Consider the following 25,223-nt stretch of genomic DNA (forward strand, 5'->3'; position numbering starts at 1 on the left):
TTGTCCCTTATACCAAGGCTTTTTTGACGGGAGTATTTTTAAGTTCGATGCCCAATTGCATACACGCATCTGCCAGATGCTTGCTCAAAAAATCTTTTCCGTTGTCAACGACCAACATATCGGGCACTCCGTGCGCCAACCATGCATTTTGAACCGAAGGGAATCTTTCTTTAATGTAACTTTTCGAAGAAATCGCATGCTTTAAAGCCAGCATCACGGAAGTATATGAAGGCGGTTCAAAACCCAAATAAATACCAAGCGGATAGCCTGTTGCGCAATCAAGAACGGTTGTCAGATAAGGTCTCCCGTAGATCTCGCGCTTTTCTTCATCGACAACAAAGAAATCAAGCTCCGTATGATCCATTTCAACTCGTTCAAGCGGTCGCTTTGGCTTTTCCCTCAGATTGACTTGACCGTATTTTTCAAACGCTCGCTTAGAACCTTCCTTAGCTTTAGTCATTTCGTATGGATCATACTCAAGAATTCTTCGTCTGATTGTTGACTCACTGGGAACGTTAAGTAGATCATCGGGCCTTCGATATGGGTCCTTGTTGGCAACGTCAATTTTGTAAATCACGTCATCCAGCACGGTTTCAACAGTTATTTTTTCGCGCCGTTTGTAGATTCGATCAATCGATTGTTCAATAAATGTGTCTACTTCGGCCTGCAATTTACTGCCACGAGGACCACGATCCCGTACGTTACTTATAAGGGAACTACGATCTCCGCCGCTATCACGAAAATAATTCAGCCATCTTCTTAATGAAGCGGAGGAAGCATTCTCGCCCATGACTGCAAGTTCAGCAGATCTCTTCTTTAATTCAGGTTCTAAACTTCCTTTGAAGTTGAGTATCGGCTTAATAGCTCTAAATCGAAAATCCACTACATCTTTAAGAGATTTAGGCAGCATATCGATGTCCGCATACGTGCTTTGCCTTATGCCGTCTACAAGCTTAGTGTTTCGGCCCCATTCCTCAAATCTAAGTTCACCGCTTTCCAAAAAAATGAGCAAATCTTCCCGAGCAAAAATCCGCTCTCCACCGAAGGTTTTGTCCGCAGCTCGGACCTTGTCCTGTAATTCCTCCAATATCTCGAAAGTCCGCTCTTGGAATAGGAAACGAATACCCTTTCCAGGATAGATTCGTTGCATATAACCACCTGACCTTATAAATTTGATAAACCGCTAGAGTGTCTTGTATGGTAATCATTTTCGAATTGTCTACCTCCGCAGGCAGACGGTAAGCCGACTTAATATGGAACAGCTATGTCTCTGGGATTATTATCCAGCTATTATTTATGATGAGCACAATTTTGGAATTTTATGCGCATTTTGGTTAAAAAGTTTATTCTTGCTGAATACAAGCTGATATTTATGAGCATACTAGAGCACTTGTTCTTATGACAAGTGGTAATTTTACCCAACTATTGATAATTACATAAAGAAAATGTTATAATAATTGCTTTTTTTTTAAAAAATAATAAAAATTCTTTTTTTGAGGCCTGGATCGTGCGGGAAGTATATTTTGCTTAAAAAAATAAATAAAACCGCCATTTATGACGGTTCTTTTAATTGACTATTTATTAGTTTTTTTTATTTCTATTGTTTTGAATAGATACGAACGACAATGCCCTTGCGCTACATCTTGGAGCCTACCTTGATAAAACCACTTTCTAATTCGTGAATTCGGGATCTTGAATCTTTTTGCCGCCTCTTCGATGGTGCAATAGTTTTTAGCAAAAGCATCAATTTGCATTTTTGAAAATAGGTAATGTTTTTTACCATTCCTATGAACAACAATTTTTTCGGGTATAAGCATTTTCATATCCATCAAACGGATCATTGATTTTTCACCAATACGAAGTCGTCTAATCACATCAGACATATAATACCCTTCCATTTTTTGCTTCTGTCGTTTTAGCATTTGTACGCATTGTGCTAATTGTTTCTTGCCGTAAGCAGAGCTGGCAAGGTTACCGTTTTCCATGGAATTGAATGGCACCAAATATCCTTTTTTTTATAAATTCAAATAGGTCTACAATTTTCAAACCGCATACTGAATATTTGATTAACGCATGGCCAAAGGTAACAGCATCTGAAAGCTCCGCACCATACTCTCCAGCAAATCTCTTAAGAAGAGCCTTGATCTGTCGCGAATCGATCAGGCCATATTTAAAATAATCGTAATTAATTTTTAGGTATCCCGCCTCCATTAATCCTTTTAAGGATTCTAATGAGATACCGAGCATGTTGGCTGCCTCTCGCCTCGGAATGAAGCCTGATCTTATTTTTGCTGCTTTATCGAATGTCTTTTTTGTGAATCTCCCTTCTTTTTTATTTTCCCATATGTTTTTTCGTTAACTTTAATTTGTTCTTTTTTTAACTATTCGCTTGATCGCCTGGTATGTTAGTTTTGATTTATTCTTTAATTCATCTTGAGTAACAAATTCACGTTCCACAAGCAATCTTTCGTTCATTTTAAATACAGAAAAGTCTCTTCTGATTTCACCATGGTCCAATTTCCTTGTCCAGAAGAATAAATAGGCTTGCTTTATCTTTTCAAACGCTTTATCCATCAATACTTTTTCAAAATTCATTTTTTGCAAATATCGAATGTCAGAGTGCTTTTCATTGAACTTTTCAAGCACCACAAAAAAGTTATGCGGGAAATTTTTAAACATCCAGTGAAAATTTCCGTATTCTATATTTTCTAATCGGCAGTCTCTCTTTTGGTGAAATAGGCTGATTTTTTGTCCTGTGCCCAAAAAAACTATCCAGTCCTTCAAGCAAATGAAAACTTCCCGTCGCTAATAGCATATATTTTTCTATACTCAAATTCCCGATACAATCGGTGTTTTTGCCGTTCAATTTATTTACAAAGCTTCTTTCAAATTCGTATTGCTCCAACTGTTCATCGATAACCGTAGGGGAAACTGTTAACAAATCTGCGTAGCATTTGTTACAGTGTCCTGTCACTAGACTAGTTAAGGAAATGTTTGTGTCACAGTTATGGCATTTACTGTTTAAATGTACTTTATGTTTTAAACATGCCGTCAACGGCCTTAGAATCCATAATTGTCTGTGATATAACTTTTCCTTTGCACAAAGTGAACAATATCTAAACCTGTTTTTAAGTAAGCCATTCATGAAGCTTACTTTTTCATACTCCGCAGCCGAATGACGCAATAATTCTGATTCACTAATATCAGTCATTTCGGAGAGAATCTCTATTGCAGAAGGCGTAAAAACATGATTATCTAGTTTCTGCCTACGGATGCCAAGTCCGTCAGCAAAGGCCGTTACTGAGTCAAACCCGTTAGCATTAGCAAGTCGGTGCACATAACCACCGAGACTTTCGTCTTCGTAAATTTGAGGCCTGAAATTTAACCTCATATTTATCACCTCTGTTATTTTTTATAGCCAGAATAATAAATAATTATTCCCAAACACTCGTTCTCTATTTCTCGCTAAATACGTGATTTCTAATGTTCTTTATAAAATAACATGCCAAGGTCTGTGCGCCTGCGCACAGGATCTTATTTGATCACTCCCCCCCTACAATTCGTATATTGTAAGAAAATGCACGCCCTGATAACAAAACCTGCTGGAATAAATTCCAGCAGGATCATTTCTCTAGCTATTTTTTGTCGCGGCAGATGATTAACGAAACTTACGGGCGATTTGTACTGCCCACTGAACAGCAATGCAACTTCTTTTCGCTTGTATCGGATTTAAACGGTAAGAAATATAATGCACACTGTCTTAAATTAAGGGTCGATGTGAGGTAGAGAGCTGCGTTTGAGTGGTTCACACAGAAATTCTGCACAAAACAAAAGGATATATTTTTTTATATTACTTGTTTCTTCCAAAAGATTCATAGTGCTCGGTGCCTAATGTAATCAGTATAATAGGTCCCAGACGTTTGTTTGATGCGAAGTATTAGGGGGGAAACAACAATGAGACTTCTCAATAGAGTAAATCCCGAAGTTTTTGAAAGCATATACTCGTTTCTTTTTCGTAATTCAACAGTCAACTATTATAAACACTTGGCTAGTATAATCAGTGAACAATCATCTCGAATCTATAAGACAAATTGCAACTATGTTGGGCAAAAATGTACCTGGTTTCCGTACTTCAAATCCATTACGGATTCTTTAGGTGTCGATATTAATAAATTTGTTCTGAACCAGTTCGATAACGTTATCTTTGGTGAGTACATGACAGATAAATTAATTGATAATCGAGTTTATGAGAAAGAAAAAACAAAGTATTGTCCGTCTTGTCTTCAAGAAAATTTTTACCACAGATTATACTGGGATATTTCTTTTGTTACAGCTTGTGAATCACATAATTGTTATTTGATTGATCGCTGTACCAATTGCTCAAAAAAAATTACGATGTCTAATTTAATGCAGAATTCGTGTTCCTGTGGTCAGATTTTCACGTGTATGACAGCAGGAGTACCAAGTGAAATTATAATGGAAACACAAAGAGTAATTCAGAGAACACTGTTAGATAACACGCAGCAGTCCGTTATTCTTTCTGATGGCAGAATTCTAGAGAAAAGCGGCTATTTCTTTTTATTCTTAGCCTTTTGTAGCATCATAGATAACTTACCAGGAGAAATTTTTTTTAAACAAGCGGGCATTTATAAGCCTGTAATTAATTTTAATTCAGCGAAGAAAGAAGAACGTGATATCCAAATGATGTCCCTCGTTTCAGTTGTATCACATCAACTAATTTCAGTTCCGTTCCAACACCTTACGAATCTGTTGAAAAACATTGAAGAAATAAACGTAAAAATGAACAAAGAGACAGGCAAAAGCCGCAACAGAAATTTACGACGATATCGAGTCTTAAAAACAATCATCGATTCTAAAGATGGTTCTATATATCACGATTGTTATTCTCAATGCGTTAACAACTTCTCATTTGATTCGTTCAATAAACGATTGATCAAATCAAATGTTGCACAAAAAAAATATTTGTCGACAACTGAAGTGATTAAAATAATGCGCAAAGACTTTAATGTTATTAATCATCTGTGTGATATTGGAATCTTGACTTCTCATAGAACAAATACGAATAGTCTTTTAATTGAAAGTGCAAGTGTTGAAAGATACTACTTTATTAAAAACAATAGCTACTCAATGGGACAACTATGTAAGTTACTAGGTATCCAATTCGTTCGAGCTGTTGAGCTATTTGACTATGGACTAATAACAGCTTATTGGGGTCCTAAAACTAATGGATATAAGATTTGGCATTTTAATAAAGTTGAGGCACACGCACTTTTGGACAGGATAATAAATCAAAGTAGTTCGGTCGATATGCCTCCTGCTTCACATATGCCACTCAAAGCTGTACTTAGTTTGGTTGTGCCCCTGGGACATACATTTGCAGAGATAGTAAAAAAAAATTATAGATGGATCAATTTCTACTGTTTATTTGAAAAGTGTCCCTAATTTCAAAGGCATTTTAATCCCAACTGAAGAGATCCATAGGCTTATTAACAAACATTAAAATTCACCATAGGTTGGTAAACCTTGATTTAGTCCTCTTATTGTTATTAGAGAAATTAAAACGCTCAATCGCTTGTTGTCCGTATCCGTTAATTAACTAAACATGAATTGCTGAAATCGTAGAATGAACGGATCAGCCTTTTTTTGCTGTTTCACGGATTAATGCTTTGCCACATGATAAGCACCCGTTAATCATTACTGAATGCAACGACGTAATTCGTCCGCATTCACATTTATCCTTGAGCATGATCCCGTGTTTTAAGCAAACGGTATTCCAATTCAAATTCCAAGCAGATCGATGATACCGATTTTCTCCAAGACACAATGGACAAAATCTCATTCTGCGTCTTAGCGGGCTTTCTTCTTTGCTCCGTTTTTCTTGTTGAATAGCCGTATGCTTCTTTAACTCTGGTGGTGGATAACACGTCATTTCTGAAAGTGTCTTTACGGCCTGCTCGGAAAATTCATTATTATTTATATTTGAAACCGTCATTCCGAGCTTTCTAGCATAAACGTTTCCCGATGCATGTGCATTGGCATACGCTAAGCGGTACAAGTAACTACTTAAACATTCATCTTCAAAGATTGTTGGCCGAGCATTTAACAACATACAAGTTCACCTCACATTCCCTTATTTCCAGTTTCAGATGATTCAAACCTTAATTCACTTATAATTATTACTTATATGTTTTTATTGCAATCATATACTTATAGTGTTATCTTTTAAGTCAGAGGAGTGATCGCTTTGGATCATGAAAAGAAGATCGAAATGCTTCAATTCATGCTTGAAGAGAAAATACAAGAAAAAAATGTTCTTCGGAATCAAATGGAGAACCTCCAAGGTGAACTCAAACAAGTCGACATGGCAATAACCACCTTCCAAGGAGAACTGGAGAAATTATCGGGCAACAAATTAGAAATTCAGCAGCCAATCATTAAAGGTTCGGAGATCGGCGAAGCTGCTATTGAAGCACTTGAACGTTTAGGCGGAAGTGCACACTATTCTGAAGTGAAACAAGAGATTGAGAAAATGTACACGATTTCTGGCCTAAACGATAAGAGCAGGTCTGACTCCGTATGGACATATCTAAATAAGCGAGATGACGTAACTAAACTTGGAAGAGGTGCTTTCAAATTGAATACTACGGCCTCTGCTGCGGAGAAAAAAGATGTCTGTCGTAAATATGGGTTGGCACCTGTCGAAGATACGCACTGGGACATGGGAGTTCTACATCAGGCACATGAGAATCTATCCCCCGAAGACCTGAAGAAGTTTCTAGATGAAATGAGCAGATTAAGCGGGAAGGATTGGATCGATTATTATCGTAAGATTTTGACAGGAGCAAAAAAAGACACCGAGAATATAAACTTTTGACGAACCAAAGCTACCCGATTTTAGGCGGGTAGCTTTTTTTTTATTTTCATTTTTGATTCTCAGTTATTCCTGAACATAAGATAACTCGAATCTTAAATATGCAAATTTGCATATCCAGTATTTACATGCCAGATTTAATCTGGTATAACTGAGATCGAGCTAATTTTACTACCTTATTTCAAAGGAGAATTACGAATGAGCGACGATCAGAATCAACCCCCGCAATTCAATTTTGATCTACGAGCGCTTCGGGAGAAGCTGCTTAAACTCACGCAAAAAGAACTCGCTGAAGCTATGGATTGCGGGCAAGAATTAATCTCGCGGTTGGAACAGCACCCAGAAGCAATGTCGCTCGAATTTTTTTTATAAGTTATGCATGATTTACCGCTTAACGCCGAATGATGTTTTGCAGTTCCAACTCTTGCGACCAAAGCCTCTTGTTGCAGGCGACGTGTATGCCAAAGACCGCACACGTATTTTAAAGCTTCGCCGCGAGGTGAGAAAGATCTTCTCCCCTGCCGACAAATTAGGCGATCTGCCATTTGTCGAGGAAATGGAGAATTTCACTGAACGATTATTGGACAAGCCTCTCGTGGCCCTGTTAGGCCCTTCAGATGCGGGTAAAAGCTCTCTAATCAACGCATTGACAGGTTTAAACGTGTTGGAGGAAAAATGGACGCCAACCACATCGGCGACCGTTCACCTTCGACACATCAATGATAAGCCAGAATGGATGGATGAACATCCTGTGGCTATCTTTAAAGCCGAAAGCGCCGAGCAGAGTTGGAACGTCAAGAATGTTAATCAGGCTGCATACTGCCAAAAACATCTCTTACACCTCGGTAGCTTCGACCTTCTTTACAAATACTGCAATCGTCATCAAAACCGCACCTATGAGGAAGTCGATTCGGCGATTATTTATACCGATTCGGATTTGCTTCTTGCCTGTGATTTTGTAGATCTGCCAGGCTTTGGTACAGAGAATGAGACAGACACAATTAAGAGTCAACGCACAAAATCGCTTGCGGATGTCGTGCTCTTCTTGACGCCTGCACTCGGGTTTTTAAACCGCCACGAGGACATGTTGCTTCTAAAAGAAATTATTCGAACGATTCCTGCGGTCGACACGAAAGAAGCCCCACTGCTATCTAGTCTGTTTGTCCTGGCCACGCAGGCTCGTACGGCTAAAACAGAGGAAGCCGCAGATGAGATCCTGGCTACCCGTTCGGATGCACTGCTCAACTTGCTCTCCGAGGAGCTCATTGAATCACAGTTTGGTCTTACAAAGCGCGAATTCGGCTCAAAGCTTAAAAAAAAGGTTTTTCAGCTACGAGCTGGATGACCCTGCACTTCGTCAAAAGTTTGAAGCCTCGTTTACCAAGCTGATCACCAAGCAACTACCTGCTTTAAAACGCAAACAAACTCGTGAAGCGCTGGCTACATTTAAAAATAGAGTTATAAGCCATCAAACAAATGAGATCCAAAAAGTTAGCGGTGTGCTTCACAGCAGAGAGCAAGCCATCGAAGGTTATGACAAAGCCATGCAACAAAAGGAGAAACGATTTCGCGAAATCGATCTCCTCCAAGAAGACCTCCAATGCAAAATCTCAGAAGCGGAAAAACAAAATCTCGCAGCAATGACTGCTTGGGAACAAAAGACCATAAATAGCGACTTTGTAATGGGACTTATCCAGAAGAAGGGCTATGACCGAAAGCAAGCCAAAAATTATCTCTTAAGCGATTTGTCGGATCTATACTTTGCTCAAATGCAGACGATCCTTAAAACCAGCCTTGCTGAGTTCGAGAACGACCTAACTACATTCTTTAATGCGGTAGAGCAGAAAATCGAGGATATTGACAAGCATGCCGCAGGCGTTGCTAGTATTCCATTCGATTTTAAAGGAGCTCTTTCAGGGGGACTTGCAGGAGCGACAGTGCTTGGCGGGCTCGGTCTTTGGGCAAGCACGGTTGGTAACCTAGGAGGTTATATCCTTGTTGCGAAGGGCGTAGGTCTGTTAAGTACCCTTGGCATCTCAGTCGGCGGCGGCGCAGCAGCAACTACCTTCGTTGCGGCGATTGGCGGTCCAATCACTATCGCGATTTCGATTGCACTTGGTGTCTTCGCTTTTGTGTCCGCCATATTCGGGGACGGATGGAAAAAACGAATGGCTAAGGATGCCGCAAGCGCTGTCCAAAAGCAGAATGTGATTGCACACTATCAAAAAGCGATCACGACGTTTTGGCAAAATACACAGCTGGAAATTCGGGAAACCGTGACCACAATCAAATCAACATTTGACCAGCACCTTTCCTCTTTGGAGTCAATTATCAAAAGCGGTGACTCCGAAACAGCGCGGTTACGCTTAAAAAAACTTGAGAATTGCCTGCAACAGTTCACCTCACTACCTTGGAATGACGATGAAGAATGAAAAATCGCCTCCGTATTTCTCGGAGGCGATTTTTCATTTACACAGCAGAACTGTTGTATATCGTTATCTTATCGAACGGTTTGTTGCGAAGCACATATTAATTAGCTCCTGCGCTACCTTCGCTTGGGATGCACGCATTTTTGCGATTATTTCCTGACGAATGGACTCTTCTCTCAGTTCTTGAATCGTTCCATTCTGAGCCAATTCCATTACTATCTCAGTTGCTTTTTCTGCACCCTTACAAATTAGATAAGCTGTCGGATTAATGGCAAACAACATCTTTTCTTTAATGCTCATGTTTTAATATTCATATTTTAATCACCTATGTTTTTTATATGAGCCCAATCGTTCTAAAATTCGCCTAAAACTGCTCTGTTCCTTCATTTAACGCAAAGTAACTTTTCGTTAATAAATGATTCCGACCTCTCCGAATGCGATCTTTTAATTCTGAAACTCAAATGCATAAGAGCCTTTTTTTGTATGTATCGATGTGTTCAAATACCCCAGATGCTCCCACACCACAAAACGTGTAAAACTTCACCACAACGGCTTCCTCTGTAACGGTTACTTGAGGTGTAAAATCAGGCGGAACCCTTCTCCAATCTAGATCCCAATATTCAGGAATCACGCTTTCTTCTCCCTCGATGTTGGGAACATAGATATGAAAATGCCCCCAACTGATTCCGTGCCACATTTCACCGAAAGCTAGGGCTTCACGCAAAAACAGTGATGCGCACATATAAGACCAAGGTGAACCGTCACCTTGGATTCCATCCATTAAGTTCTCAAATGATCCTTTGGGATTGGGTGGAGAAAACAAATCATTCCCCAAAAACAAATCACTTGCTTGATCATTTTCCGAGGCTTGTACGGCTCGGATGATTCCATTACCATTTAAACCGCTTCGGTATAAATAGGATTTAAAGATAATACCCTCTCTTGCTCTTAAGGGTTTGAATACGTCAAGTAATGCCTTGATATCATAGTCCGATTTACTCCAGCCATCGATTTCGAGTTCGCTTGATTGAATTTTTATTGCTCTTTGTGCTTTTTCACGTAATCGGATTAATTCATTCACCGAGTAAATGTGTTCAGTTTCCAAATTAACTCCACCTTTAAAAGTGCTTTTAAAACATCTTTAGTGGTGCTAATAGACATCTATTGATGCAGCCTATTTAAAACTCCCGTTCCCACCCATTCCTTCTCTATCATAGGCAGATAAATTAAAACCAAGTCTAAGTTCGGCTTGATTTCCATGAACGCTTTTTCCAAGATGCGTATAAATTCTAAGATCCTTATCCATATAATTAGGACTTACATTCTCATTTTTTAGAAATCTTTTTTCAAGATAACATAATAATTGATCATCAAGAGTGAAGTTGAGTGTTTTAATAAGGCGCTGAGCAAAACGTAAATATAGTCGAGAGGGTAACCCATTTTGATTCAATGCATAAAAGTAAATGCTTTTTGAGAAATATGGATCTGCCAAATTACTGCCGTAGTGAAATCTAAGCACTCTAACATTATTTTTATCGATTAGTACCAACTGCTCTTTTCTACTACTATCAATAACCAGATTATATAACTTCGAAAATTTCAAGAAAGCTCTATTTATTAGTTTTTTTGTATCCAATATTAGCCATTTTATTAAGTTTATTTTCACCATATCCTGATATAGAAGAATAAATATCAGATTCCATAGAAATTGGTAAATTATCCGACTGTATTATTATATTTATATATTTCCTTAGAACTTCATACTTGTCATATGAGTAAACATCACTTAGATCTTCAAAATATGTTTGTGGATCTGTCATGCTAGAGTTCTTTTGCGTAGGGTCAATTTCTCCTTCGTGTACAGCTTCCCAATATAAAACTTCTGAATCAAATGAATCACCAGGATCAGAATTTTTATTTTTATATTTCATTTGATATCTATCGTAATCGGTTATCTTGTTATCATTCAAAAACATTATTTTTGTATAATTAAGTACGTTTTCAGCAATAATTATTTCTTCACCATTTTTCGAAAGAAACTTCGAAAGATTAAGTACGTCGGGATTATTCATTATTTGCTCATATTCATAGCCTTCTTCAATAATCTGATCATTTCTATAAAAATGAGACCTCAAATAATCCTTCGCAAACATCAACGAAATACTAGTACCCTTTTTTTGAAAACAAAGCTAATAAATCGGATAAATATGTGCCCCCTGGACTGTAATCCATGTCACTGAGCGTATACAATCGCTCTTCAAAAAAAGCCCTTAATGTCTTTATAGCTATTCTCTTTTTTTTTAAAGCTTAAGTAGTCATCGACAAATTCTTCGCTTGAATAATAATTACTATCGGGTTCAAATTCGTATTCATCGTCTTCATAAAACACACGAACAGCTCCTTATAATTATATTCAAATGAATCAATGACTCTTACGCCCCAGAACACAACCCGTTCGGCTTATTTAATTCACATTATAAACCAGGAAAAATTCAAGAAGACTCATAATTCTGCATGATTGTATTAGTTACAAGCCCACACCATTGACTTTTCTTTTTTTTCGGCTCATTTAAATTTCATTGTTGATTTACGAACAAAAGTAAACCACCCCATTTAGAGGTGGCACTTGAACTATCGTTTTCCGAATTTATTTTTTGCCCAGAATCCGACAACTGCTCCTACTGCTACTGTTAGTCCACCATACACCCACTGTTTGTACTCCGTATCTTTTTTCATAGCTCGATCAGCCATTCGTTCCATTTGAGCATTCAACTCTTTTCTTTCTTCTGGAGTTAAATTTGGATTTTTTTAGTTGGTCTGCAAAACTATCCGTTACTTTATCGAGAATGTTAAATACTCTTTCCTGGACTTTGCTACCTTCTTGAACTAATTTGGTACACAACCCCAATAGAGCAGGGGCATATTCTTGTAAAATTTCAAAATCTTCGGCGGTTAATATTGTTTTATCGTATTGGTTGTTTTTGAACTTTGTAATAGCATTTCCAAGCGTAGTGATATCGCTCATTAAGGAGCCTCCTAGTCTAGGTTAGTTGAATCAGCACCTTCATCCATCCATCCATTACCATTCGTTATCTAACTTTATCACGAATAATTTATAGAAACTACAAAATTTTTTCCACTAATCTGCCAGTTATTTAAATCAAAAATCAACAATAAAATTTACCAGACCCTATTTTAAAAACAGTACAGGATTACTAGTTGCTAAGCTGCACCATTTGTACAGAAAAATCCCCGCAAAAATCGGCGGGGATTTTCGATAGGCGGATTAACCTGCAATTCCGTTACTAATAATGGTTGCTTTAATCTCTTCAATCTTTTTCAGTTCTCTAACATCCCAATAAATTTTAAAGGGAGCAACGAAGATGCCAGTGAATAGCGCCAGAACGCCCTTAATTAACGGCATGGGCATGCCACCTTTAATGAATTTGCTCATCAGCGTGTACGACCAATACGCCCCGAACAAACCATATCCCGTCACCAAAGTCGCAAACAACCCGCTGTCTCCCATGATGCCAAAAGCGATCCCGATCGCAAAGAAAATCCCCGACATGACGAATCCCTTGATTAACCTGTTTTTTACGATTTCGTTGTTTTGTACAAGGCAGCCTTCGCACATGAGCAAGGAAAAACGGCTCGAACATTCTCTGCAAAGCGCTCTTCCGCACTCCTGGCAGGTGGCCGACGCATCGACGCTCTCGTGTTTATAGCATTTCATATATCTGATCCTCCCCTATTTGGTTACCAATTCAACGATCGATTTCGTGAGCTCATCTATAAAACTGTACCGCGATAGGTAAGCGTAAAGATCCATAATCCAATGAACCAAGAACCACAAAAAAAACTACGCCTAATATCGGTTGAAGCCATTTGGGGCATAGTTGGACAAACAGCCATTTCACAAGCGTGTACGCTTCTCTCACCAGATAAAGAAAAACTTTGAACGGAATTTCTAGCAGATACTTGGCAAGGTTGTTGAAGAAATAATGGACCATCCCCGCGCGTACGGGCTCATCGGTTAATTTTAAGTCCGCCATTGGTCACCCCGTTTTCGCGATGGCTTCGATAATATCTTGTTCCGTGATTTCCTGGCTAACGGCCATGCCCGATTGTTTGATTCGCCTGACTTGAGCCATGCGAATCTTCCCGACAAAATCACGTCCCCATCTCGCGTTGCCATTAAATGTCCGTATCGATATCAGAAGATTATCGAGCACATGTGACGCGTGGAGACTCAGTTCCAGCTGATGTTCCGCCAGAATGGATCGGACGATTTGCGACATCTCCGAGGCCGAGTATGAAGGAAAACGGAACGTGAAGGGAATTCGGGAAGGAATTCCCGAGTTGCTTCGCATGAGTTCTTTCATTTCATTTTCGTAACCCGCGAGAATGACAACCAGATTATCGCGTCTGTCCTCCATCGCTTTGATCAGAACCGCGATCGCTTCTGAACCAAAATCATTGCCCTCTTTCACGAGCGAATAGGCTTCATCGATAAACAGCACGCCACCGTCTGCTTGATCCAGCAGTTTCTTCATGTTGTCTTCGGTGTGACCCACGAACTTGCCGATGATTTGCGATCGATCCGCCTCGATGAATTGCCCCGTGGAGAGCATCCCCGCGGCCTTGAGAAGCTTGCCCAAGATGCGAGCCACCGTGGTTTTGCCCGTGCCTGGAGGGCCCGTGAAGGCCATGTGCATGCTCATCTTCTGGGATGATATGCCCGACGCTTCCCGCTCCTTCTCCGCCTCCACAAAGGAAAGGAAATCTTTGATTTCGCTTTTGATGTTATCAAGACCGATCAATTGGTCAAGCTGCAGGAGTGCTTCCTTCTTCAACTGCTCGTTTTCGGTCTCGTATCGGGAGCGATTCATTCCCGCCGCTTTGCGGATGTCTTCGCTCGTGATGACACCCGCTTCGCGGTCGTCGGAGGCGATGGATATCGCATGCTCTTTCAAGATGCGATCGACCAAGTGCCTGACCCATCTGCCGTTCCCGCTGATCTCACCGCGCCTGTGTTTGGTCCAGATGACCTCACGGAGTATTTCCGTGGCTCTAACGGTTTCGTAGCCCTGCAAATTCAGCATCATCTCGGCAAGGTCTGCGAGTTCATTCGGGCCGTAATCCCGAAATTTCAAATGATAAGGAATGCGGGACTTGAATCCTTCGTTCATCTCCAAAAGGGCGTTCATGTCCGCTTGGTAGCCCGCCAAAATGACCATGAATCGGTCGCGTTTATCTTCCATCGCTTTGAGCAGGATATCAACCGCTTCCTGACCAAAGTCATTGCCTTCCTTGGACAGCGTGTACGCTTCATCGATAAACAGCACGCCGCCCATGGCATGTTCAATGAGACCGTTCATTTTCTCTTCGGTGTGACCAACATACTTGCCGATGATCTGGGATCGGTCACATTCGATCAAGGTGTTGGTTTCCAAAAATCCGAGTCCGTACAAAATATCCGCCATGATCCGCGCGACTTCCGTTTTCCCCGTGCCAGGTGGACCAGAAAAAATCATGTGCAGCGTCGGCTTTGAGACCACCGCCACTTTCGCGAGTTTGGCTAGCCCGACCAACTGATTCATGAAGCCTTTGATTTCTGCTTTAACTTCTTCAAGACCAATCATTTGATCGAGCTTATCAAGCGCCGCTTCCAGGATCTCTTCGCGATCCAAGCTTCGCTTGTCAGCCGAGACGGCTTCTTTCTCAGCGGGCCTCCTATGTAATCCGATCACGTGAAATACCACGGCTCCCGCCAGGACAAACACTGCTTGCCACCCGAATAAGTACCTCTTCAGCGCGTCGTAGGTCCAAGGATACAAAGCGATGTCGCTTTGGACCAATGAAGCGGGAACCAGCTTCAGTCCCCAAGCGTTTATGAGGATAACAGCCCAGATACTTAATATGGCTCCAATTATCGCGCTGAGATTAACTTTTGGGATGTTCTTCTTTGCGCGAGTGATGAGCCCCACCACGAGATAATAAATCAATGCCCACTTCCAAGTCCCTTGCAAAACCAAATACCCTTCCGACTTCAGTCCCTTGGCGAGTAAGGACATTAAGGTGCAAACGAGCAACGGGGACCCGAGCCAAAATAACGCTTTGAACATCTGCTTGTGTTCAATGACGTCGGCGAGGCTGCGCCATATGGGACTTTTCTGTTTAGATGCTGTTTGCCTAATGATCTCACCTCGCATATCCAAATGTTACCTGAGCATGCTTATTATATATGACTTTGTTCCTATCAGTAAACATTTTTTATTTATGTTCCCATCAGTTCATTCAAGCGAAGTTACGGCTAAACTACACTCGAAGTGGGGGTGTGGCCATGGAAATACTTGAGCAGGTAGGACTAAGACTTCGCGAGATTCGTTTACATATGGGATTGACCCAGGAGCAAGTCGGGGGAGGCGGTTGGACTCTCTTATAGCTACATAGGGCGGATCGAACGCGGTCAGAAAAACATTTCCCTTCAAACGTTAAGTAAAATCGCAACTGTACTCGGTGTCTCGGAGTCCGAGTTTTTTTGTTTACGCGGGACAGCCGCAGCTGACTACTCCTAAGGATATAGAAATAAAAGAGATCTTAACGGTACTAAACCGCCAAGATCCCAAAACGCTTTCAAAGGCAAAGAATATTCTGATTGAAACTTTAAAACAACTATCAGACCAATAAAACCAACCTTAACTGGGATGCTACTCAGCGTCCCTCGAACATCGAAAGAACTTTTTTCTTGCCTGGCTTTATTATCGTGCAATTTGCCCTTAAATAATAACCGTCCGAAACCTTGATGGCTTCGTTCGTATAGGATTCAATTAACACGGCTTTCTCTGCGATCGCCCCATTGACCCAAACTTCAACAAATTCTTTTTTCAAGATTACTTCATCCAAATCTTCATTCGTTATTAGCTCTCGATTTTGCATGTGGAACCTCCAAATGTACATACTAATGCAGTAGACTGTCGGTCTTGCTATGACTCCCTTTTGCTCTTCGATTAATCGAATCTAACATCTGAGTTAAATGGCTCTTACCATACACTTTTAAATCTCTTAGCTCCAGATGCTTTAGTCTTTTTAAACGTATTTCTCGACTACCCCAAAAAAAGAGTAGCTACATTTAGGCAATAGTCTACGGGAAACTTAAATATGAATAGATTTTCACGTATCATATTTTCCATGTGATCCTCGGAAAAGTTATCTTCATAGCCGATACAAGCATATATTCTTGTAGTGTCCAGAGCCCTAAAACTATCTATGTGCAGCAATCCACTATCTGAACTGTTCACAAGGTTATCTAATGGTACCTTGTCCCTCCAGTGCTGCATTATTCGGCTTTTAATATTGTGAGCTATTCCAATATAAATTTGGCAGTAATCATCTAATACCATGATGTAATACCCAGGCACATCATATATCGAGTTAAGATCAATAATTTCAATGAAATTATCTGAGGCTACTAACTTAGTTAGCTCATCGTTAAATTCGATCCTTGACAGGGATTCAAAGTATTTCATATTAAGTTCAAATTTGTTCAGAATCCTCCCCTTCTTCTCCTCCAACTCATCAAAAGAATAGCTGGTAATGTCCTTAGGCCTTACGCCAATATAGTTATCGATGGTTAGTTTATGGCCACCTTCTTTATTTCGTAGCTTTATCCCAAAGTGAGTGGTCATATATATTCGTTCCCCTTCAACTTAGCTTTACGCAGCGCCCTAAAATCTGAATTTCTAAATTAATTAGCATTCAGCCCGAATGCCCTAGATCCCAGCTTTTGCTTGTATTTTTGTTCATGGGAGATGACTTGTGTTTTAGTCAGCGTTCTTGGCAACGCACTTAAAATTGAAAATTGAAAATGTTTGTACCTATCGGGTTCGAGGCTCAGTAATTCCATTAAGCGAGCATTTCCACCGTGTTGACTATCCACGTAGGTTTTCCAGCGCCCCAGGATACCCTCTTCCCCGCTTGCAGAGCCCACGTACTGGCTGCCGTTCGTCAAATCAACGATTAAGTATACGCCCGCGACCGATTTCAGCATATTGTGCCAGACCCGATTGGGATCGGGATTCTTAATGATCGTTGCAAGTTCATCATAGTTTAAAATCAGGTTGTCGAATCCAGGAAACTCTTTCACGTAACCCGAGGGCAAGATTTCAATTACTTGTTTGGGCAAGCCAGAGTCTATCCATTGGTGCCATCCTCTGGTCGACCAATCGATGACAAGCCGATCGATCATGTCGCCCAGAAGATCAATTTTTTTGAAATTCGTAATAGAACAATGGCTGACTTAGGATATCCATATACGGGTATCCTTGAGGTGCTCCATGTTTTTCAATGTTGTACATTTCGCTAGTAATTTTTTTGATACGCACCAATGAAGATCGCTTTTCTTCCCTCTTCACCAAGGAAGGAAAGAATGTAATCGCAGTTACCAAATACATCATTACTCTGGATGCTTTGGTAAAACTCAAGCATGCCGATTTTATGTAATAACTTTGTGTCATAATTGGGATCTTGATGGCGTACCAATTTTACTTTGTTGGTCAGAGTAAAGTTCCTCATTCTCACTAATTCGTTTAAATTCATATACCTCTCCTTTTAAGACGACTTAGTTACCGAAGGTATTCAATATCCACCAACCAAATTCGGATTTTGGGTCCATAATTTTTCCGAGCGCATAGTTGATCGTACGCATTACATCCGCAAAACTTAAGCCATAATCGCCAAGATCACTTCGATGCTTCTTCATGTATTTAAATAGCGTTTTCGCTTCACTTTCCGAAATCCTTAAATGATTTAATTTCTCCATGTACTCCAGTACATCAATATCAGCTACTTCGATGGCTTTGGGAAGTGCCGTGACAGCAACTTCTTTATACGATAGTTCGGGTACTTTGGCAGCTGCCTGCTCAACCTCACGGGCTTGTTCCAACTTCCTGGCAACTTCATTCACGAAGTCAATACGATCCGCATCTTCTCGCTGCTTATCGCTCAGTAAGATTTCGTCCCGTACAATTAAAGCATTAGACATATGCATGCGGTAACCACGGGTTACAGCGAATGCTCGATATGGCGACTGCTTCTCATCCAAAATCAATCGATAAACGGAGAAAGAGATCTCGTCTCCTGTTGAATGAACGTAATATAAACTGCGCACATCCACATCCATGGGGCCGTAAGCTTTGTAATGAAATAGATCCAGCAGTTTTTCATTAGGAAACTCGTCAACAATATCATTAATAAGCTGATCCCAGATCTGATCTTCTTCCGTTTTAATGGCCAAATCGTATTCGGCTTCCCACAAGTGGAGCACGCGATGTTCGTAGTCATCCGCTAGTTCCCTGTCCTCGACAAACCAAATCGACTTTAATCCCTTTTCCTCGAAATACCGATTTCGCTTGTTGATCGTCTTTACCACTTTCTCGTCACCAATATTATGTACATTCGTAATTACAGAAATCGCGAATTCTCGTCCATTCTTGTTCATGTAGATATCGGGATAATGCTTCCACTTCTCTGCTGCTTTTTCTTTATAACCGTACTCCACTTTTAAGTCAGGCTTGATGATTTCCTGACTCTTAAGTTCGGTGTAAATGATTTCTTTTATGACCGAATGCTTTTTGTTCTCCCGCTGCGTTTGGTTTCGATAGGTATCATACGCATCAGCCTCTTGGCATGACTTGCCTTTTAAGTGCGCGAAATGAATTTCACGAACCTCTCCCGCTCGCAGTTGAAGTTTTTCATTACAAAAGGGACAGGACATAGCGCCCTTCTCGGCAATTCGCCTATACTTTTCAATTGTTCTTGCTCTGTCGGATTCACTGGACTTGCTGAGTTCGGTGTTGATATTGACGACAGTTCCTTCATATTGTGCGATATCCATTCAGTTGCCCCCCTAAAGATAAAGCTAGAAGTCACAGTCTTTTTGCGACTTCTAGCTGCTCAACAAGGAATACGACTTAAAACTATAAGTAAACGGTGATCATCACTGAGTTGAATAAAGTAACGGTTCTATAAGTGAAAAAGCTTGCAAAGTTGACTCAACTAAAATAGCACCTTGCAATCCTCAAACTTAATTAATTCAATATCTAAGACTCTCCAATCGATGTTTAAGACGTTCTATTTCAAATTTCCGTTTTTTGAACCATTCTTGGGACCATATCCGATAAATTTTCCATCCAAGCCCCTCAAGAACTTGTTGACGAAGCCGATCTCTGTCACGGGCCACTTTTGAACTGTGATATGCCTTACCGTCGCATTCTATACCGAGAACGAACTTATCTTCGTCCAATGGATCGACCACTGCAAGATCTATACGATAACCTGAGCAACCAACCTGAGTTTTCACCTTGTAACCCAGGTCTGTGATTACTCTAAAAACATCTTCTTCAAAAGGTGAATCAAATTCCATTTCTTCATGCTGTGTCATACTAACAGGCAGTTTTCCATCCATTACCGTTTGCATGTAGTCTTTAAGAAGACGAAGACCTGCATTCCCATTAACTTTTGCATCGGACAAGTCAGATGGCATAAGTGAACTGACAAGCTTCATGTGGTACTTCGCGCGAGTAACCGCTACATTTAACCGCCGTTCGCCCCGTGCTTTGCTTAGAGGTCCAAAATTATAATGTAAGGATTGATCCATGGCTTTCGCGTACCCGATGCTTAAGAAAATGACGTCTCTCTCATCACCTTGGACGTTTTCCAAACTTTTAATGAAAAATTCCTCTTGTGCACCTTCTTGGAAGAAGCGCTCATAGATCGGGTTATTAGTCCTTTGGTTTGCAAGTTCTGCCTCAATAGCAGACGCCTGTGCTTCACTAAAGGCAATTACACCCAGCGACTGTCCTGGATGGCTTCTAAAATGTTCAAGGACGAGTTTGGCGATTGTCTCTGCTTCTTTCTTATTTGTCTTGCTCCCACCACGTTCATAAATACCGCCTTCCACATGCACTAATTCCGCTCCCAGATAGGGTCCGTTATCCGCACTCGGAAACGTAATTAGGTTGTTGTGATAAAACGCCTGGTTAGAAAAATTGATTAATGTTTCATGCTTGCTTCGATAGTGCCAGCGTAGGTTAATAGCAGGCAGAACGTGCGCGCATTCTTCTAAGATACTTTCGTACACAGCTTCTTCTTCCTGCTCATCTTCATCGAAGTCTTCATCAATCATGCTGCTGTGGAAGAAGTTCGTCGGAGGAAGCTGCTTTGTATCACCAACGATAATGACCTGTTTTCCACGTACAATTGCCCCGATCGCGTCTTCGGAAAAAATCTGGGACGCTTCGTCAAAAATTACAACATCAAACTGAACAACTGATGCATCTAAGAACTGGCTTACGGAGAGCGGGCTCATCAGAAGGCATGGTTTAATCTCCATAAACAATGACGCTGTTACGTTCATCAACTTCCGAATTGGATAATGCCGTTTTTTCTTTCCTATCTCAGCCTGTATGATCTGAAGTTCACGTCGATAAGCCAGAGCATTAATCGCATGATTTCGGTTGGATTCCAGTTTTTCTTTGATACGATTCACGTTTAACCCATTGCTGTTCCGATCCAATTTCCTGAAAGTTGTAACGTCTGTATTCATAGCGTCAGCATCGAATTCGTAAAGCATTGGTTCCTTTATATAAATTTGATCCAGCCAAAGTTTAAAGAATCGCTTTTGAAATAGATTCTTGAAAGTATGATCGCCGATTTCTTCTTTCTTTATAGCAAGCATAAATCGGTTTAGCCCCATCGAATCCGCATGCTTTTCAAGACGCTGGTATCGTATCCAATCCTCCAACAGATCAATGGCTCCAAGCCTAATATCCGTGAAGCTTGATAACTCGCTGAGCGAGACTAGGGAAAAATCGGTTATAAATATAACCGAAATCGTGAAATACAGGTGAAAGCTACTTTCTAAGCCTTCTGTTTTTTCTAGCTCACCTTTCATAACAGTAATAAGATGAATTAATTCAGAAACATCTTTCTTCCCTTCAGCACTCACAAATTCTACGATTTGTTCAGGCATTTCCGTATCAATGAACAATTCATGCCATTCGTCAGTCCAAGCCAGTGCATCAAAAATCTTTTCCCAATTTGTTGTGTAACCAGTGAAACGATCTCCAAAAATATTTTTTAAGGTCTCAAGCTGACCATCCAAGCTCGTTTGCAATTTTTTGAGTTGTACTGTCCTTTCGAGTAAAGCTTTGGTTTCATTGAAAGGCAAGTAACTACGGAAATACGGCGATACTTTTGCGAACCAGGATTGCCATTCTGTTACTTGCTCTTTGAAGTCTCGAAGTCGCTCAATGAACGCAATAATGGGCCAGTATTGCTCTGGTCCTTCGAATCCCGAAAATACTTTAGGCAAGGCTTCTTTGAATAGCGGCATATCCTTCTCGAATTTATTAATGCAATTTCGAAGTGCCGTTTCGTCAATCGAAGCTGTGAGACCGCCGTGGAGCAACAGATTTTTAAACTCCTGGTTGATTCGCACGTTGTATTTATACAAGTTGCTGAAGGAATCCATAAACCCGAGAAGACGATCCCAATCTGTACCTTCTCCTTTAAATGCCTCACCGAGAACACTTGAGCTATCCTGAAGGATATCATTAAGTATTCGTAATTCATGATTGAACTTGGTTAAGCCCACTAGGTCTTCCTTTAACCCAGTAACGTTAAGACTCAATGGATTATGCAGAAGATTTGCGAAACCGTCTACAAACAAGAAATAAGATTCAGCTTTCTCCCATTCGTTTTGCAAGGTAGCATTTAATTCATCGATACTCACGGATGCAATATTTGCACCTAAAAGGTGAATAAAATTCGGAAACTCCGTTAAGAGGACTTTCACTGAGTGCTGTATTTCTTTGCTTGTTTGCTTAAGCTGATTGTAAGAAGTCAATAACTGCTCTACTCTGCCAGCAGGCCGAATCAGCAAGTCTTTAAGCGATGTGGTAATATTTCTTCCTTGATGCCATTCAATTATTTCTCTGGTGGTCGTTAACGCTTGTTCAATCTGATTCCAATCTGTATCAACTTCTTGATAATGCAAGCCAAGCGACATTTTAAAGTCGCTTCCTTTTTGGTTGATGGCCTTCTTATAGTCCAATACGCGTTTTACGTTACGGACATATTTATGAAATGTATCAAAGTCGATTTTCTCATTCGACTTAAGGTTAGCCCTAAGCCATTTCAAGTCCTTTTTGTATGACCCGTTAACAATACGTGTAAATGATTGATACTTGCCTTCGCATTTGTCAAAAATGTCATAGATCCGCTCGTCATAAACTTCCTCTTCGAAGACATTGACTGCTTTATTATATTCGGTAAGGTATTTACTAAATAGATCTTTGCCTTCCCGTACAGCAGACTGAATCTCATGGTAGTTATGAACGCTGAACCATTTTTCCTGCGGGCGAGGTGACTTGGCGATTAAACCGACAATCGTTTCCAGATTGTTAACCGAAGCAACATTAATTATTGGAGTCCCGAAAAGCTCTTCAAACTCGGTTTTGTAGGTGTTAAACAACTTAACTTTATTAAACAGTTCATTAAAGGTCGTCGTGACTTTGATTTTTTTGGTCGTACAGGAGATTATGAACAGTATCTTGATTTCGATTAAATGAACCCAAGAGGCCCTCTTTCACTTCAAGTTCAACCAAAGCTTTCTCAGCGTTGATTTCTATAAAAGAGCTCTTATACTTTGACAACAAGTTCAGCCGTATTAATCCGATTTCATCGAACTTCGTCTTTATTGCCACAGCTTGTTTATGCACTTCTTCAAACTTATTTTCATCAAACCACTCAACAGTGGGGGTTACCGACTTATTCAAGAGTGATAAATAGACCAACAAAAGTTTTAGGTCTTCCAAATTGTTAAGCCCAAAGATCCCCAATTGGGATGCTGTTTCTAAGTAGACGGTGATTTTCTCCGCTTCGGTGGCAAAACCATCAATATTTCCGATAATTTCGCTCTGCCCTAACAATACTTCCGAGTATTTTCCTTCTGGTAAAATCGACACGAGCTTTTCACGCTTAATAAATAGTTGCTCATACGCTTGCTCTAATTTATCCTCATTGAGGACATTCTCCGTTAGCTGCTCCATAAGCTTCTTCTTATCATCCAGGAAATAAGAGAAGCGTTCTTGATAACTTTTTTGCGTCGGCAATTACTTGTGTAATATTATTTTTATCAAACCATGCTATGGGGGGCATTGGCGAATGAATTGCCATGTCTAAAACTGCAATTGTTTTCTTCAAGTCGGTCAGCGTATTAACTTTTAAACCTACGGTTTCTTCAATATTGGAGGCTAATTTGAGAATATTTCCGATCTGTTTGGATAAGTCCGTTAAGAAAATCTTTACTTTTGATTTTAACTCAAGAGAATAACTTTCATCGTTGAACCCTTCCCACGGATGAAAGTCCGATTTATAAACTGAATTCCGATAACGCTCTAGATCGGTCAGCAGCCTATAAATGGACTCCAGCTCTGTATTCGGTGCTATATTAAAGTCCACCATTAATTCGGGGACTTCCTCCAGCTTGGAGAGAATACCGTGTACTTCGAAAACCGTCTTTTCGTATGGCTCCCTGATTTCATGGATTTTTTCGGCATATGTATTTAGCTTTTCTCGAATTACGTTGATTTGTCCATACACTTCATTTGGAACTCTATTTTTAGAAGGCTGCTTATTCAATACATGGTTTAATTCATCCAGCACCTGTCTTTTGTTTGCCTTTTGACTATGCATCTCAAGACAGAAATCCCCAAGTCCCTCGTTTTCAAGACGTGTTTTAACGACATTTAGCGCAGCCATCTTTTCACTAACAAAAAGAACTTTTTTTATTGCTTGCCAAGTTCTCTGCGATTATATTGGAGATCGTTTGGCTTTTCCCCGTCCCTGGAGGTCCTTGAAGAACAAAACTCATTCCATTCTTCGCTGCCAAAATCGCCTGTTGCTGGCTTGAATCCGCATCTAGGATATTGAAAATTTCTTGTGACGGAACCTCACGATCCATAGATGATTCGTCAGGCACACGTGTATGATCAAACGTCTGCTTTCTGCTATCTTCATCGGAAACACCTGCAATTTCCCTTATTAAAGGATGGTTTTCAATAAGATCCTTGTAGGTTTCCATATCCTTATACATAACCAATTTGTTGAAAGAGAACAAAGACAAATAAACGTCTTCTTCGACGCTCCACTCTTCCAAATTTGCAATGAGCTCACGTATTTTCATCCATAGGTCTGTTACGGAAAGATCTGAAGGATCTTCAGCCAACTCTGGCATATAAATTCCATGCTGCTCACGCAACATATGCGAAAGAAACGGATTAATTACGATATCATCTTCAAATATAGTCAAGGTGAAAGGGTCATTAGCATTTGCTCTTTTTTATGGTTGTGGGCACCAAAAGCAAAGGGGCAAAAAAATAATCTGAAGTAGCGGCGCTTTGAGTTTCTTTCCATTTTTAAAAGCCCGAATGTAAGGTATGAGATGTTGATCCCTTGTTCATTCATTCGGGTTTTAGCAGCCATTCTTAACTTGTTAAGGATCTTCTTGTACTTTTGTGTTTCTTCAAAGATACGTTTTTTCTTTTCAAGTTCTTCGATTGCCATGCCTTTGAGCTTTTCGATTTGTGCTGAAAACTGCGTGGCCAACTTTTCGCAATTTAACTGATTTTCTTCCTTCACAAGCAGCTTATATAAGATGGATGGTTCATCCATAAATTTAATGCTATTGCTTGCCTTGGGTTTAAAGTTAAGCAACGTATTTCGTTTGCTCATATCGATAAGATTGTTCTTCCAATTTGCAATTCGGCTATGTAATGGGTTTACAATTTGTTTCGCCATGATTTCACCTTCGTAATCGTGATTATGTGCCTAACCAA

29 protein-coding genes and 1 pseudogene are annotated in these 25,223 nt (G+C 40.3%); 6 read left to right on the forward strand and 24 right to left on the reverse strand.

Annotation, left to right across the window (positions count from 1 at the left end; translation table 11 throughout):
* Positions 1-7 precede the first annotated feature (7 nt).
* The 5 genes from OMP38_RS03000 to OMP38_RS03020 all read right to left on the reverse strand — a co-directional run bounded on the left by OMP38_RS03000 (position 8) and on the right by OMP38_RS03020 (position 3,391).
* Positions 8-1,087 (reverse strand): integrase catalytic domain-containing protein, encoded by a 1,080-nt coding sequence (locus OMP38_RS03000; protein WP_277563818.1) that lies wholly within the window; start codon positions 1,085-1,087, stop codon positions 8-10.
* 487 nt (positions 1,088-1,574) lie between these two features.
* On the reverse strand, positions 1,575-1,985 hold the full coding sequence (locus OMP38_RS03005) for a hypothetical protein (RefSeq protein ID WP_277563819.1): 411 nt from the start codon (positions 1,983-1,985) through the stop codon (positions 1,575-1,577).
* Positions 1,972-2,247, reverse strand: coding sequence for a hypothetical protein (locus tag OMP38_RS03010; RefSeq protein WP_277563820.1), 276 nt, complete (start codon positions 2,245-2,247; stop codon positions 1,972-1,974). The genes OMP38_RS03005 and OMP38_RS03010 overlap by 14 nt, the downstream gene beginning before the upstream one ends.
* Before the next feature lie 114 nt (positions 2,248-2,361).
* On the reverse strand, positions 2,362-2,679 hold the full coding sequence (locus OMP38_RS03015; protein WP_277563821.1) for a hypothetical protein: 318 nt from the start codon (positions 2,677-2,679) through the stop codon (positions 2,362-2,364).
* Positions 2,672-3,391 (reverse strand): TniQ family protein, encoded by a 720-nt coding sequence (locus tag OMP38_RS03020; RefSeq protein WP_277563822.1) that lies wholly within the window; start codon positions 3,389-3,391, stop codon positions 2,672-2,674. The genes OMP38_RS03015 and OMP38_RS03020 overlap by 8 nt, the downstream gene beginning before the upstream one ends.
* Positions 3,392-3,954: 563 nt before the next feature.
* Here OMP38_RS03020 and OMP38_RS03025 point away from each other — a divergent pair.
* Positions 3,955-5,463, forward strand: coding sequence for a TniQ family protein (locus OMP38_RS03025; RefSeq protein ID WP_277563823.1), 1,509 nt, complete (start codon positions 3,955-3,957; stop codon positions 5,461-5,463).
* Positions 5,464-5,653: 190 nt separating this feature from the next.
* On the opposite strand, the gene OMP38_RS35500 is transcribed toward OMP38_RS03025, so the two are convergent.
* On the reverse strand, positions 5,654-6,130 hold the full coding sequence (locus tag OMP38_RS35500; RefSeq protein ID WP_420869581.1) for a TniQ family protein: 477 nt from the start codon (positions 6,128-6,130) through the stop codon (positions 5,654-5,656).
* Between the two features lie 135 nt (positions 6,131-6,265).
* Between OMP38_RS35500 and OMP38_RS03030 the strand changes: the two genes are divergently transcribed.
* The 4 genes from OMP38_RS03030 (at position 6,266) to OMP38_RS03045 (ending at position 9,324) form a co-directional block, all read left to right on the forward strand.
* Positions 6,266-6,895: a hypothetical protein gene (locus OMP38_RS03030; RefSeq protein WP_277563824.1), complete on the forward strand. Its 630-nt coding sequence runs from the start codon at positions 6,266-6,268 to the stop codon at positions 6,893-6,895.
* Positions 6,896-7,090: 195 nt separating this feature from the next.
* Complete coding sequence (locus OMP38_RS03035; RefSeq protein ID WP_277563825.1) at positions 7,091-7,264, forward strand: helix-turn-helix domain-containing protein; 174 nt, start codon at positions 7,091-7,093, stop codon at positions 7,262-7,264.
* A gap of 7 nt (positions 7,265-7,271) precedes the next feature.
* Positions 7,272-8,237 carry a dynamin family protein gene (locus OMP38_RS03040; RefSeq protein WP_277563826.1) on the forward strand — a complete coding sequence of 322 codons (966 nt, stop codon included), beginning with the start codon at positions 7,272-7,274 and terminating at the stop codon, positions 8,235-8,237.
* A complete protein-coding gene (locus OMP38_RS03045; protein WP_277563827.1) occupies positions 8,158-9,324 on the forward strand; it encodes a hypothetical protein in 1,167 nt (388 codons plus the stop codon). Before OMP38_RS03040 ends, OMP38_RS03045 begins: the two co-directional genes overlap by 80 nt.
* Positions 9,325-9,387: 63 nt before the next feature.
* Here the strand turns inward: OMP38_RS03045 and OMP38_RS03050 are convergent, their stop codons facing one another.
* The 8 genes from OMP38_RS03050 to OMP38_RS03085 all read right to left on the reverse strand — a co-directional run bounded on the left by OMP38_RS03050 (position 9,388) and on the right by OMP38_RS03085 (position 15,449).
* On the reverse strand, positions 9,388-9,621 hold the full coding sequence (locus OMP38_RS03050) for a hypothetical protein (RefSeq protein ID WP_277563828.1): 234 nt from the start codon (positions 9,619-9,621) through the stop codon (positions 9,388-9,390).
* A 157-nt stretch (positions 9,622-9,778) separates the two neighbouring features.
* Positions 9,779-10,426, reverse strand: a complete 648-nt coding sequence (locus tag OMP38_RS03055) for a hypothetical protein (RefSeq protein WP_277563829.1) — start codon at positions 10,424-10,426, stop codon at positions 9,779-9,781.
* Positions 10,427-10,495: 69 nt separating this feature from the next.
* Complete coding sequence (locus tag OMP38_RS03060) at positions 10,496-10,957, reverse strand: hypothetical protein (protein WP_277563830.1); 462 nt, start codon at positions 10,955-10,957, stop codon at positions 10,496-10,498.
* Positions 10,932-11,477, reverse strand: coding sequence for a hypothetical protein (locus OMP38_RS03065; protein WP_277563831.1), 546 nt, complete (start codon positions 11,475-11,477; stop codon positions 10,932-10,934). The genes OMP38_RS03060 and OMP38_RS03065 overlap by 26 nt, the downstream gene beginning before the upstream one ends.
* Positions 11,478-11,578: 101 nt before the next feature.
* Positions 11,579-11,710, reverse strand: coding sequence for a hypothetical protein (locus tag OMP38_RS03070; RefSeq protein ID WP_277563832.1), 132 nt, complete (start codon positions 11,708-11,710; stop codon positions 11,579-11,581).
* A 354-nt stretch (positions 11,711-12,064) separates the two neighbouring features.
* Positions 12,065-12,346: a hypothetical protein gene (locus OMP38_RS03075; RefSeq protein ID WP_277563833.1), complete on the reverse strand. Its 282-nt coding sequence runs from the start codon at positions 12,344-12,346 to the stop codon at positions 12,065-12,067.
* A 261-nt stretch (positions 12,347-12,607) separates the two neighbouring features.
* The gene (locus OMP38_RS03080) at positions 12,608-13,057 is read right to left on the reverse strand and encodes a hypothetical protein (protein ID WP_277563834.1); all 450 of its coding nucleotides are present in this window, start codon (positions 13,055-13,057) and stop codon (positions 12,608-12,610) included.
* Positions 13,058-13,379: 322 nt separating this feature from the next.
* The gene (locus OMP38_RS03085) at positions 13,380-15,449 is read right to left on the reverse strand and encodes an AAA family ATPase (RefSeq protein WP_277563835.1); all 2,070 of its coding nucleotides are present in this window, start codon (positions 15,447-15,449) and stop codon (positions 13,380-13,382) included.
* Positions 15,450-15,755: 306 nt separating this feature from the next.
* On the opposite strand from OMP38_RS03085, the pseudogene OMP38_RS03090 reads away from it, so the two are divergent.
* Positions 15,756-15,902 (forward strand): annotated as a pseudogene (locus tag OMP38_RS03090) (helix-turn-helix domain-containing protein); the annotation flags it as partial.
* A gap of 136 nt (positions 15,903-16,038) precedes the next feature.
* On the opposite strand, the gene OMP38_RS03095 reads toward OMP38_RS03090, so the two are convergent.
* From OMP38_RS03095 to OMP38_RS03140, 10 genes are all read right to left on the reverse strand, one after another.
* The gene (locus tag OMP38_RS03095) at positions 16,039-16,263 is read right to left on the reverse strand and encodes a hypothetical protein (protein WP_277563836.1); all 225 of its coding nucleotides are present in this window, start codon (positions 16,261-16,263) and stop codon (positions 16,039-16,041) included.
* A 167-nt stretch (positions 16,264-16,430) separates the two neighbouring features.
* On the reverse strand, positions 16,431-17,012 hold the full coding sequence (locus OMP38_RS03100) for a hypothetical protein (RefSeq protein ID WP_277563837.1): 582 nt from the start codon (positions 17,010-17,012) through the stop codon (positions 16,431-16,433).
* A gap of 59 nt (positions 17,013-17,071) precedes the next feature.
* Positions 17,072-17,509, reverse strand: a complete 438-nt coding sequence (locus OMP38_RS03105) for a GIY-YIG nuclease family protein (RefSeq protein WP_277563838.1) — start codon at positions 17,507-17,509, stop codon at positions 17,072-17,074.
* Between the two features lie 176 nt (positions 17,510-17,685).
* Entirely contained in the window at positions 17,686-17,922 is a 237-nt protein-coding gene (locus OMP38_RS03110; RefSeq protein WP_277563839.1) for a hypothetical protein, read from the reverse strand.
* A gap of 22 nt (positions 17,923-17,944) precedes the next feature.
* A complete protein-coding gene (locus OMP38_RS03115) occupies positions 17,945-19,219 on the reverse strand; it encodes a competence protein CoiA family protein (protein WP_277563840.1) in 1,275 nt (424 codons plus the stop codon).
* A gap of 198 nt (positions 19,220-19,417) precedes the next feature.
* On the reverse strand, positions 19,418-22,858 hold the full coding sequence (locus tag OMP38_RS03120; RefSeq protein ID WP_277563841.1) for an AAA domain-containing protein: 3,441 nt from the start codon (positions 22,856-22,858) through the stop codon (positions 19,418-19,420).
* Positions 22,859-22,880: 22 nt separating this feature from the next.
* Positions 22,881-23,435 (reverse strand): hypothetical protein, encoded by a 555-nt coding sequence (locus tag OMP38_RS03125; protein ID WP_277563842.1) that lies wholly within the window; start codon positions 23,433-23,435, stop codon positions 22,881-22,883.
* Positions 23,436-23,448: 13 nt separating this feature from the next.
* Positions 23,449-24,147 carry a hypothetical protein gene (locus tag OMP38_RS03130; RefSeq protein WP_277563843.1) on the reverse strand — a complete coding sequence of 233 codons (699 nt, stop codon included), beginning with the start codon at positions 24,145-24,147 and terminating at the stop codon, positions 23,449-23,451.
* Positions 24,148-24,154: 7 nt separating this feature from the next.
* Positions 24,155-24,697, reverse strand: coding sequence for a hypothetical protein (locus tag OMP38_RS03135; RefSeq protein ID WP_277563844.1), 543 nt, complete (start codon positions 24,695-24,697; stop codon positions 24,155-24,157).
* Positions 24,694-25,185: a DUF4011 domain-containing protein gene (locus OMP38_RS03140; RefSeq protein WP_277563845.1), complete on the reverse strand. Its 492-nt coding sequence runs from the start codon at positions 25,183-25,185 to the stop codon at positions 24,694-24,696. The genes OMP38_RS03135 and OMP38_RS03140 overlap by 4 nt, the downstream gene beginning before the upstream one ends.
* Between the last annotated feature and the right edge of the window lie 38 nt (positions 25,186-25,223).

The organism is Cohnella ginsengisoli (assembly GCF_029525555.1).
GTDB lineage: Bacteria > Bacillota > Bacilli > Paenibacillales > Paenibacillaceae > Cohnella > Cohnella ginsengisoli.

Bases quoted from the DNA above. Each gene is read 5' to 3' on its own strand.
- OMP38_RS03005 (WP_277563819.1), bottom strand. From the start codon at position 1,985: ATGGAAAACGGTAACCTTGCCAGCTCTGCTTACGGCAAGAAACAATTA.
- OMP38_RS03010 (WP_277563820.1), bottom strand. From the start codon at position 2,247: ATGCTCGGTATCTCATTAGAATCCTTAAAAGGATTAATGGAGGCGGGA.
- OMP38_RS03015 (WP_277563821.1), bottom strand. From the start codon at position 2,679: ATGTTTAAAAATTTCCCGCATAACTTTTTTGTGGTGCTTGAAAAGTTC.
- OMP38_RS03020 (WP_277563822.1), bottom strand. From the start codon at position 3,391: ATGAGGTTAAATTTCAGGCCTCAAATTTACGAAGACGAAAGTCTCGGT.
- OMP38_RS03025 (WP_277563823.1), top strand. From the start codon at position 3,955: ATGAGACTTCTCAATAGAGTAAATCCCGAAGTTTTTGAAAGCATATAC.
- OMP38_RS35500 (WP_420869581.1), bottom strand. From the start codon at position 6,130: ATGTTGTTAAATGCTCGGCCAACAATCTTTGAAGATGAATGTTTAAGT.
- OMP38_RS03035 (WP_277563825.1), top strand. From the start codon at position 7,091: ATGAGCGACGATCAGAATCAACCCCCGCAATTCAATTTTGATCTACGA.
- OMP38_RS03040 (WP_277563826.1), top strand. From the start codon at position 7,272: ATGATTTACCGCTTAACGCCGAATGATGTTTTGCAGTTCCAACTCTTG.
- OMP38_RS03050 (WP_277563828.1), bottom strand. From the start codon at position 9,621: ATGAGCATTAAAGAAAAGATGTTGTTTGCCATTAATCCGACAGCTTAT.
- OMP38_RS03075 (WP_277563833.1), bottom strand. From the start codon at position 12,346: ATGAGCGATATCACTACGCTTGGAAATGCTATTACAAAGTTCAAAAAC.
- OMP38_RS03080 (WP_277563834.1), bottom strand. From the start codon at position 13,057: ATGAAATGCTATAAACACGAGAGCGTCGATGCGTCGGCCACCTGCCAG.
- OMP38_RS03085 (WP_277563835.1), bottom strand. From the start codon at position 15,449: ATGTTCAAAGCGTTATTTTGGCTCGGGTCCCCGTTGCTCGTTTGCACC.
- OMP38_RS03095 (WP_277563836.1), bottom strand. From the start codon at position 16,263: ATGCAAAATCGAGAGCTAATAACGAATGAAGATTTGGATGAAGTAATC.
- OMP38_RS03100 (WP_277563837.1), bottom strand. From the start codon at position 17,012: ATGACCACTCACTTTGGGATAAAGCTACGAAATAAAGAAGGTGGCCAT.
- OMP38_RS03110 (WP_277563839.1), bottom strand. From the start codon at position 17,922: ATGAATTTAAACGAATTAGTGAGAATGAGGAACTTTACTCTGACCAAC.
- OMP38_RS03115 (WP_277563840.1), bottom strand. From the start codon at position 19,219: ATGGATATCGCACAATATGAAGGAACTGTCGTCAATATCAACACCGAA.
- OMP38_RS03125 (WP_277563842.1), bottom strand. From the start codon at position 23,435: ATGGAGCAGCTAACGGAGAATGTCCTCAATGAGGATAAATTAGAGCAA.
- OMP38_RS03130 (WP_277563843.1), bottom strand. From the start codon at position 24,147: ATGGCTGCGCTAAATGTCGTTAAAACACGTCTTGAAAACGAGGGACTT.
- OMP38_RS03140 (WP_277563845.1), bottom strand. From the start codon at position 25,185: ATGGCGAAACAAATTGTAAACCCATTACATAGCCGAATTGCAAATTGG.